Raw genomic sequence first — 9,542 nt, forward strand, 5'->3', positions numbered from 1 at the left:
CAGGGATGCAACAGGATCGAGCACGCATGAGCGACAACACCACCCCCAGTCCCTCCACTCCCGCCGCCGACAGCCCCGGCGTGAAGCGCTGGCCGCTGATCATCGGCGGCCTGGCGCTGGTGCTGCTGGTCCTCGGCGGCCTGCTGCTGCGCTACGTCGTCACCGCGCCGCCCAGCGGCCCGCTGCCGGGGCTGGAGGCGCCGCCGGCCAACGCCCAGGGCCGCGACATCAGGCACCCCGACGCGCTGATCGAAAGCGCCTCGCTCGCCCGCCTGCCCAAGGAGCTGCTGGAGGTGCCGCTGCTGCGCGACACCCTCACCGAGGACTTCGTCTTCTACTACGAGAACGACGGCGACCGCCTCGGCCTGGCCGGCAGCCTGCGGCGCATCGTCTACGAACACGACCTGACGCTGAAGGACAACCTGGTCGAGGAGTTGCTCGACCAGCCGGCCCAGGTCGCTCTGTGGCGCGGCGCCGACGGCCGCCTGCGCGACTTCCTGGTGGTGATGAAGCGCGGTGGCCTGGCCAGGCTGCTGGAGCCCCTGGCGCACCTCGCCGCCGACGACAGCCAGCTGCGCAAGGTCGGCGAGCTGAAGGGCGGCGCCGGCGTCTACCGCCTGCGCTACAACGGCCAGAAGACCCTGCTGTTCGCCTCCAGCGGCGACTACCTGGTGCTGCTGTCCAACCCGAAGATGCTCTTCCCCCAGGCCGCCGACGATGAAATGGGCGAGGCCGACGCCCAGGTCGGCGCCGACCTGGCCGCGCTGCTGGGCGGCGACGACGAGGCCTTCCCCCGCGCCTTCGGCCTGGGCCCGCGCGGCGAGCTGAGCCAGCGCGTCAGCCTCGGCGCCGGTGCCCTGGCCATGGGCTACCAGCGCTTCATCCCGGCCTTCGCCGGGGTGCGCTTCGACAAGGACGCCAAGGGCTGGAACAGCTACCTGGCGCTGAACCCGGTGGAGCGCCAGCCGGACCTGGACTTCACCCCCGTGTGGCAGGCCATGCCCATGGGCGCCAGCGCCTGCGTGGCCTTGCCGCTGACCCCGGGCCTGTACGACAGCCTGCTGGTGCGCCTGGGCGCCGAGCAGAAGATGGCCGCGGCCTTCTCCGAGCACCTGTCCGGCGCCGCCGGGCTGTGCTGGTACGCCGACTCGCGGCTGTACACGCCGCTGCTGGTGGCCACGCTCAGCGCGCCGCCCGGCCCGGAACTGGACGCTGACCTGGGCAGGCTGTTCGCCAGCCTGGTGGGCGCCTACGAGGCCAACGCCGAGGGCGGCAACTTCCCGGTGGACGAGCAGAACCAGGGCGATACCCACAAGTGGCTGCGCCAGGTCAGCTCCAATTTCGGCCAGTACGCCGCCGCCGATGCGGCCGACCCGGACGCCGTCAGCGGCCGCGGCTTCTTCCGTGTCGGCCTGGCGCGGCAGGGCAGCACCCTGCTGTTCTCCCTCGACGACCAGTTGCTGGACAAGGCCCTGGGCACCCTCGACAAGCGCTTCCCGCCGCTGGCCGACGTGCTGCCCAGGGATGCCCTGGTGCCGGCCTACCTGGCGCCGCAGTCGCTGTCCACGCTGCTGCAGCGCGAGACCCTGGACAGCCTGCCGCAGGACATGGAGCCGGTGTTCCGCAACGCCGCCGACAGCCTGCTGCTGCCGCGCCTGAAGGCCCTGGCCGGGCATGGCGGCTATGCCCTCGGGCTGCCCGCCGGCAGCCACGCCGAACAACCCTGGCAATGGCTGCCGCTGCAGTGGCGCGCGCTGTGAGGCCACGGGCGCTGCTGCTGGCGCTCGGCCTGTGGGCCGCCCAGGCGGCCCAGGCCGGCAGCGCCGCGCTCGACCCCGAGCAGTCCCAGGTGTTCCGCGCCTGGTTCGTGCGCATCGCCGAGGAACAGCTGCGCCAGGGCCCCAGCCCGCGCTGGCACCAGCAGGACTGCGCGGGCCTGGTGCGCTTCGCCGCCAACGAGGCGCTCAAGCCCCACGACGCCAGGTGGCTGCGCGCCAACGGCTTGTCCAACCGCTACCTGCCGCCGGAGCTGGCGCTCACCGACGCGCAGCGCACACTGGCGCAGAACTGGCGGCAGGGCGGCGGCCAGGTCGGCCCCTACGTCAATGCCATCAAGCTTATCCAGTACAACAGCACCCTCGTCGGCCGCGACCTCAACCAGGCGCGGCCGGGCGACCTGATCTTCTTCGACCAGGGCGACGACCAGCACCTGATGATCTGGATGGGCCGCAACATCGCCTACCACACCGGCAGCAGCACGCCGACCGACAACGGCATGCGCTCGGTCAGCCTGCAACAACTCATGACATGGAAGGACACCCGATGGATACCCGACCCCGCCAACCCCAACTTCGTCGGCGTGTACCGCTTGTCGTTCCTCGCCCGATGAAGCTGCTCGCGGTGTGCGCCGGCCTGGCCCTGGGCGGCCTGCTGCTGGGCGCGCCGCAGGCGCTGCGGGCCGACGACGAGGTGCCGGCGAGCAACTACGCGCCGGTCAGCGGCGAGTCCTTCTTCCTGCTCGCCGACAGCAGCTTCGCCACCGACGAGGAGGCCCGCGTGCGCCTGGAGGCGCCGGGCCGCGACTACCGCCGCTACCGCATGGAGGCCTACGGCGGGGTGGACATGCGCGTCTACCGCATCGACCAGCCGCTGGACTTCCTCAAGCGCCAGAAGAACCTGCACCGGGTGCTGGCCGAGGGGCAGTTCAAGGGCGAGGGCCTGGCCAACACCCTGGCCTACCTGTGGGACAACTGGTACCGCAAGTCGCGGCGGGTGATGCAGCGCGCCTTCTCCTACGAGTCGCGCAAGCAGGTCACCGAGGTGGTGCCGGAGCTGAAGATGGGCCAGGCCATGAGCGCGCCCACGCCCTACGACGCGCAGCCGCAGTACGCGCCGATTCCCGGGCTGCCGATGGTCGAGCAGTTCCGCTACCCGCTGTGGGACGCCAAGCCCATAGAGCCGCCGAAGGACGTGCAGCTGGCCGGCTCTTCCAGCGAGTTCATCAACGTCTCGCCGGGCAACGTCTACATCCCCCTGGGCAAGCTCAAGCCCGGCCTGTACCTGGTCGAGGCGCTGGTGGGCAAGTACCGCGCCACCACCGTGGTGTTCGTCTCCAACACGGTGGCGGTGAGCAAGATCGCCGGCAACGAACTGCTGGTGTGGTCGGCGCGCAAGCACGAAGGCACCCCGGTGCCCGACACCCAGGTACTCTGGACCGACGGCCTGGGCGTGATGAGCAGCGGCCGCACCGACGCCGAGGGCCTGCTGCGCCTGCAGCACGCCAGCCCGGAGCGCTCCTTCGTGATAGGCGAAGACAAGGAGGGCGGCGTCTTCGTCTCGGAAAACTTCTACTACGACAGCGAGATCTACGACACCAAGCTCTACGCCTTCACCGACCGCCCGCTGTACCGCCCGGGCGACTGGGTGGCGCTGAAGATCTACGGCCGCGAGTTCAAGAGCGCCCGCGACTCCGCCGCGCCCCAGGCGGCGCCGGTGAAGCTGAGCGTGATCGACGCCGCCGGCACCACCCTGCAGACCCTCGACCTGCAGCTGGACCCGAAAGCCGGCAGCAACGGCCGCTTCCAGCTGCCGGACAACGCCGTGGCCGGCGGCTACGAGCTGCGCTTCGACTACCGCGGGCAGACCTACAGCAGCGCCTTCCGCGTGGCCGAGTACATCAAGCCGCACTTCGAGATCTCCCTCGACCTGGCCAAGCCGGACTTCCGCACTGGCGAGGCGGTCAAGGGCAACCTGGTGCTGCTCTACCCGGACGGCAAGCCGGTGGCCAACGCCAAGCTGCAGCTGAGCCTGCGCGCCCAGCAGTTGTCCATGGTGGACAACGAACTGCAGTACCTCGGCCAGTTCCCGGTGGAGCTGACCAGCACCGAGCTTGCCACCGACGCCCAGGGCCGCGCCGCCATCGAGCTGCCGGCGGCGGACAAGCCCAGCCGCTACCTGCTGACGGTGTTCGCCAGCGACGGCGCCGCCTACCGGGTGAAGACCAGCAAGGAAATCCTCATCGAGCGCGGCGCCGCGCGCTACCGCCTGGCCGCGCCGCAGCGCTTCAGCGCGGTGGGCGACCAGGTCGAGTTCAGCTACGCGCCGGAACAGCCCACCGAACTCAAGCCCAAGAGCTACCGCTGGGTGCGCCTGGAAGACCGCTCCACGGGTGACGGCGAGGCCGGCGACGGCAAGTTCGCCATCGCCTTCGCCAAGCCCGGCACCTACAGCATCGAGTTGCGTGACGCCCAGGGCCAACTGCTCGGCGGCACCGGCCACTCGGTGAGCGGAGAGGGCGTCAAGGCGGTGCCCGGCACCGTGGAAATCGTCCTCGACAAGGCCGAGTACCAGGCCGGTGACGAAGCCCTGGCGCTGATCACCTTCCCCGAGCCGGTGGACGACGCGCTGCTGTCGCTGGAGCGCGACAAGGTCGAGGCCACCGCGCTGCTGTCCAGGGGCGGCGACTGGCTGAAGCTGGAGAAGCTCAACCCCACCCAGTACCGCGCGCGCATCCCGGTGAAGCCGGACTTCTCGCCGAACCTGACCTTCTCGGTGCTCTACACCCGCGGCGGCGACTACAGCTTCCAGAACGCCGGCATCAAGGTGACGGTGCCGCAGGTGGAGATCGCCATCGCCACCGACAAGGAACGCTACGAGCCGGGCGAGACCGTGACCGTGGACCTGGCCACCAGCTACGCCGGCAAGCCGGTGTCCAGCCAGGTGGCGGTGGGCGTGGTGGACGAGATGATCTACGCCCTGCAGCCGGAGATCGCCCCGGGCATCGACCAGTTCTTCTACCACCCGCGGCGCAACAACGTGCGCACCAGCGCCAGCCTGGCCTTCATCAGCTACGACGTGGCCCTGCCGGGCAACGCCAGCGCGCCGGGGCGCAGCAACCGCAGCGAGCGCGGGGTGAAGGTGCTGGAGCGGCCGCGCCGCGAGGACGTCGACACCGCCGCCTGGGAGCCGAAGCTGGTCACCGACGCCCAGGGCAAGGCGCGCTTCAGCTTCCGCATGCCCGATTCGCTGACGCGCTGGCGCATCACCGCGCGGGCCATGGACGGCGACGGCCAGGTCGGCCAGAAGAAGCAGTTCATCCGCTCGGAGAAGCCGCTGTACCTGAAATGGAGCGGCCCGAAGCGCTTCCGCGCCGGCGACCGGCCGGACCTCGGCCTGTTCGTCTTCAACCAGGGCGAGCAGGCGGTCAAGGCCGAGCTGCTGGTGCGCTACGCCGGCCAGGAACAGACCCAGGCGCTGGAGCTGGCCAGGGGCGTGAACTACGTGCGCCTGCCGGCCCAGGCGCTGAGCGATGGCGAATGGAGCGCCGAGCTGCGCCAGGACGGCCAGTTGCGCGACAGCCTGGGCGTGCGCTTCGCCCTGGCCGCCGACGGCTGGCAGGTGCTGCAAGCGCGCAGCCTGCAACTGGCCGGGCAGAACAGCCCGCTGCAACTGCCGGCGGACGCCCGTGACATCCGCCTGCGCCTGGACGACAGCGCCAGCGCGCTGTTCCGCGGCAGCCTCGACGACCTGCTGGCCTACCCCTACGGCTGCGTCGAGCAGACCGCCAGCCGCCTGCTGCCGCTGAGCGTGGCCTACCCGCTGCTGGCCGGCGGCGAGCCGCGGGTGCGCGACCGCCTGCGCCTGATCATGCAGAACAGCCGCCTGCGCCTGGTGCAGATGGCCGGGCCCAACGCCTACTTCACCTGGTGGGGCGACAACACCGACAGCGACGCTTTCCTCACCGCCTACGCCTACTACGCCGACTGGCACGCCAGCCGCGCGCTGCAGATCAGCCTGCCGGCGGAACACTGGCAGCGGGTGCTCGACCTCTACGCCAAGCTGGCCGAGCAGACGCCGCTGCTGCAGCGCGCGCTGATCCTCGGCTTCGCCCGAGACATGCAACTGCCGGTGCAGACCCTGGTCGGCGGCCTGCTCGACGACCTGGCCAAGGCCGGGGAGGGCGAGGACGCCAAGCTGCCGGCGGACGCCGACGTCAGCCTGGTGATGGCCGAGCCGGACTCCAGCCTCGGCCTGGCGGTGGCGCGGGTACTGGCCGCGAACCTGGCGCAGCAGGCCAAGGTGCCGCTGCCGGCGGCCTTCGCCAAGCAGCTGGATGGGGCGCGCTTCAAGGTCAACAACAGCGACCAGCCGTTCGCCCAGGCCGTGCAGCTGTCGCTGGCGGCAGCGGACGTCAACCGCGCCCGCGCCCTGCTGGCGCGCCTGGGCCCGCAGCAGTCGACCCTGGAACGCGCCCTGGCGCTGACCTGGCTGCAGCGCGCCCTGGCCCAGGCGCCGGCTGCCGAAACGCTGAAGCCGGGCAAGGATTGGCTCGAGCAGCAAGGCCCTAGCGGCGAGCGTTACTGGCAGTGGCAGGGCCAGGGCGTGCCCGCCGAACTGACCCTGCAGAGCCCGCCGTCGCGCCCGCTCAACGCCGCGCTCAGCTTCCGCAGCGCCGAGGCCCCGGCCAGCCAGTTGCCGGTGAGCATCAGCCGCCGCCTGCTGCGCCTGGTGCCGGGCGACAAGGCCTTCGCGTTCAAGGTCGAGGAGCTGGGCGACAAGCCGCTGTCCAGCGACGAGCTGTACCTGGACGAAGTGACGCTGAAGACCGAGCAGCCCACCGCCCTGCGCTACGGCATGCTGGAAGTGCCGTTGCCGCCGGGCGCCGACGTCGAGCGCACCACCTGGGGCATCCAGGTCAGCGGCCTGGGCGGCACCGAGGCGATGAGCCTGGAGCGCGCGCGCAACGAGCCGGGCGACCTGCACTACGGCATCCCGGTGGACAGCCTCGCCGGCGAGCTGCGCTTCCGCCACCTGGTGCGCTTCTCGCAGAAGGGCGAGTTCGCCCTGCCGCCGGCGCGCTATGTGCGCATGTACGCGCCCGCCGAGCAGGCCCTGGAGCAGAACCCGGCGCTGGCCAGGGTCAAGGTGCAGTAGATGGGACAGCGCCTGGCCTGGCTGCTGCTCCTGCTGCCGCTGTGCGCGGCGGCGGAGCCGCCCGTGCAGTTCGCCTGGCGTACCGCCCAGGGCGACCAGCTGCTGCGCCTGGACCGCCAGCAGGTGCTGGCCCGCGAGCCGCTGCCGGCGGACCTGCGCACGCCCCTGGGCAGCCTGTGGAAGCTGTTCGTCTTCGCCTGGCTGGTGGACAACCAGCGCCAGGAGCCGGCCTATGCCTGCAAGGGCCAGTCCCGCGAGGAGGTCTACTGCTGCTCGGCGGGGCAGAGCATCGGCCGCGACCAGGCGCTGGTGAAATCCTGCGGGCTGTACTTCCAGCCGGCGCGCCTGGGCCTGGACGCCGCGGCCTGGCGCCAGTACTGGCGGGAACGCCGGGCGCCGGCCTGGCTGCAGGACCTCGAGCGCCTGCAGCCGCAGACCGAGGTGCCGGTCCGCGAACTGCTGGACGTGCTGACGCGCCTGCCGGCCCAGGACGAGGCGCGCCGCGTGCTGCTCGACGTGGTGGTGAACGCCGACGACGGCCGCGCCCTGGCCAGTCTTGGCGGGCGCCTGCGGGTGAAGACCTGGAGCTGGCTCGACGAGCGCGACCCGCAGGCGCGCCGTGGCGGCTTCGCCGGCTGGCTGGTGGACGGCACGCCGGTCTGGGTGTCCGGCCCCGGCACCAGCAAGACGCTGCTGGCGCAGTATGCCGAGGCGCTGGGGGCGCTGCTGCCGGCGCCCTGGCCGCGGGAGGCCGGGCGCTGCGTGGCGGTGCCGCTGTTCAGCCGCTACCCGTTGCACGAGGTGCTCGACGTCCAGGGCCGCCCGGCTACGCCCGGCAGCCTGAACGGCAGCTACCGGGTGAGCTTCGAGAACGGCAACGACCTGGATATCCACAGCGACGGCGAACTCTTCCTCCTGCGCGACGGCAAGCCCCGGCTGGTGGCCCGGCTGGAGCGCGAGGAATACGTCGCCCGCGTGTTGCAGCGCGAAGCCGCGGCCACCCCGGTGGAAGCCGCCCGCGCCCTGGCGGTGGCCATCCGCAGCTACCTGCTGCAGAACGGCGCGCAGCACGGCGACTGCCTGGACATCGACGACAGTAGCCAGCGCCAGCGCGTCGCCCCGCGCCCGGCCACGGCGCCGATGCGCGCCGTGGCGGCCTTCACCGACGGCCTGGTGCTGGCCGGCAGCCCGGTCACCTACCACGCCGACCAGGCCGGCCCGGCGAAACTCTCCTGGCAGGAGGCCAAGGCCCAGGCGGCCAGCGGCCTGCGCTTCGACGCCATCCTCGCCCGCGCCTTCCCGCGCGCCAGCCTGAGCGCCTGGAGCAACCCGCTGGCGGCCTGCCAGCCGCTGCCCGCCGCCGAGGACTGGCTGCGCAAGCAGCGCCGTGGCTGGCGCCCGCGCCTGGAAGGCGAGCCGGGCTACGAGGAATTGCAGAGCTTCGCTGTCTGCCAGCTGGCCTCGGGCCGCCCCTACGTCGACCGCGAGCGCCAGCGCATCTACGTGCGCGGCCTGTATTCGCTGCAGGACCGCCTCGACCTCACCCACGAATACCTGCACCTGGCCTTCCAGGCGCACCCCAACGGCCAGGACGAGGACTTCGTCGAAAGCCTCGCCCGCCGCCTGATACTGGAATGACCGCCATGACGCTGCGTCCCTACCTGCTCCTTTCCCTGCTCGCCGCCGGCCTGGCCCAGGCCACCGAGCCGGGCATCCGCCTGGACGCCCCGCTGGGCGGCTGGCGCCCCGGCAACGGCGAGGGCGCCAACTTCCGGCAGACGGTGAACTACCCGGCGGCCTCGGTGAATACCCCGGCCGACCAGGCGCTGAGCGCGCGGATCAGGGGCGAGATCGCCAACGCGCCCAAGGAGCGGCCGGCGACCCTGGTGGTCAATGGCGTGTCCATGCCGTTGAAGATCGGCGAGGACGGCGGCTTCGACCGCCCCTACGCGTTCCCGGCCGGCAGCAACAGCGTCGAGGTGATCAGCCCGGACGGCCAGCGCCACGAGCGCGTGCAGTTCTACCACGGCGGTGGCGGCGGCGAGGTGCCGGCCAAGCTGCGCGTGCTGCTGTCCTGGGACAGCGACAACACCGACCTCGACCTGCACCTGGTGACCCCCGACGGCGGCCACGTCTGGTACGGCAACCGCAGCCTGCCCAACGGCGCCGCCCAGGACGTCGACGTGACCACCGGCTACGGCCCGGAAATCATCGCCACGCCGACGCCGCTGAAGGGGGCGTACCTGGTCTACGTGAACTACTTCGGCGGCGGCTACAGCCAGGACGAGGAGAGCGGCAACGTCGAGGCCGCCCAGCCGCTGACCACGGCCAGGGTGACGATAGTGACGGAGGAGGGCACGCCGGACGAGAAGCAGGAGAGCTTCCTGGTGCCGATGCGGCAGCCGGGGGAGCTGACTTTGGTGAAGCGGTTTAGTTATCCGTAAGAGCGGCTGCAAGCGGCAAGCTACAAGCTGCAAGCAAGAGCAGTCGCGGGCAGGGCGGACTTCGCCGATGTGCCGGTGCCTGGCCTGAACTCCGCTCCCCCTCCCTAACCCTCCCCCGCAAGCGGGAGAGGGGACCGTTCGGTGTGAGGCGGGGCCGCAAAGCTC

At 71.5% G+C, this 9,542-nt stretch carries 5 protein-coding genes; all 5 read left to right on the forward strand.

From position 1 onward, the window contains the following. The first annotated feature begins 26 nt into the window (after positions 1 to 26). Genes DK254_RS05605 through DK254_RS05625 form a run of 5 tightly spaced genes read left to right on the forward strand, consistent with a single transcriptional unit; the run spans position 27 to position 9,377 of the window. A complete protein-coding gene (locus DK254_RS05605) occupies positions 27 to 1,760 on the forward strand; it encodes a DUF2138 domain-containing protein (RefSeq protein ID WP_109932884.1) in 1,734 nt (577 codons plus the stop codon). After that, entirely contained in the window at positions 1,730 to 2,389 is a 660-nt protein-coding gene (locus tag DK254_RS05610; RefSeq protein ID WP_109932886.1) for a DUF1175 domain-containing protein, read from the forward strand. The genes DK254_RS05605 and DK254_RS05610 overlap by 31 nt, the downstream gene beginning before the upstream one ends. Then, positions 2,386 to 6,933 (forward strand): alpha-2-macroglobulin, encoded by a 4,548-nt coding sequence (locus tag DK254_RS05615; RefSeq protein WP_109932888.1) that lies wholly within the window; start codon positions 2,386 to 2,388, stop codon positions 6,931 to 6,933. The genes DK254_RS05610 and DK254_RS05615 overlap by 4 nt, the downstream gene beginning before the upstream one ends. Continuing rightward, positions 6,934 to 8,571 (forward strand): DUF2300 domain-containing protein, encoded by a 1,638-nt coding sequence (locus tag DK254_RS05620; protein WP_109932890.1) that lies wholly within the window; start codon positions 6,934 to 6,936, stop codon positions 8,569 to 8,571. Between the two features lie 5 nt (positions 8,572 to 8,576). Continuing rightward, positions 8,577 to 9,377, forward strand: coding sequence for a YfaP family protein (locus DK254_RS05625; protein ID WP_371921100.1), 801 nt, complete (start codon positions 8,577 to 8,579; stop codon positions 9,375 to 9,377). Positions 9,378 to 9,542 lie beyond the last annotated feature (165 nt).

Origin of the sequence: Pseudomonas sp. RW407 (assembly GCF_003176655.1) — a bacterium.
GTDB lineage: Bacteria > Pseudomonadota > Gammaproteobacteria > Pseudomonadales > Pseudomonadaceae > Pseudomonas > Pseudomonas delhiensis.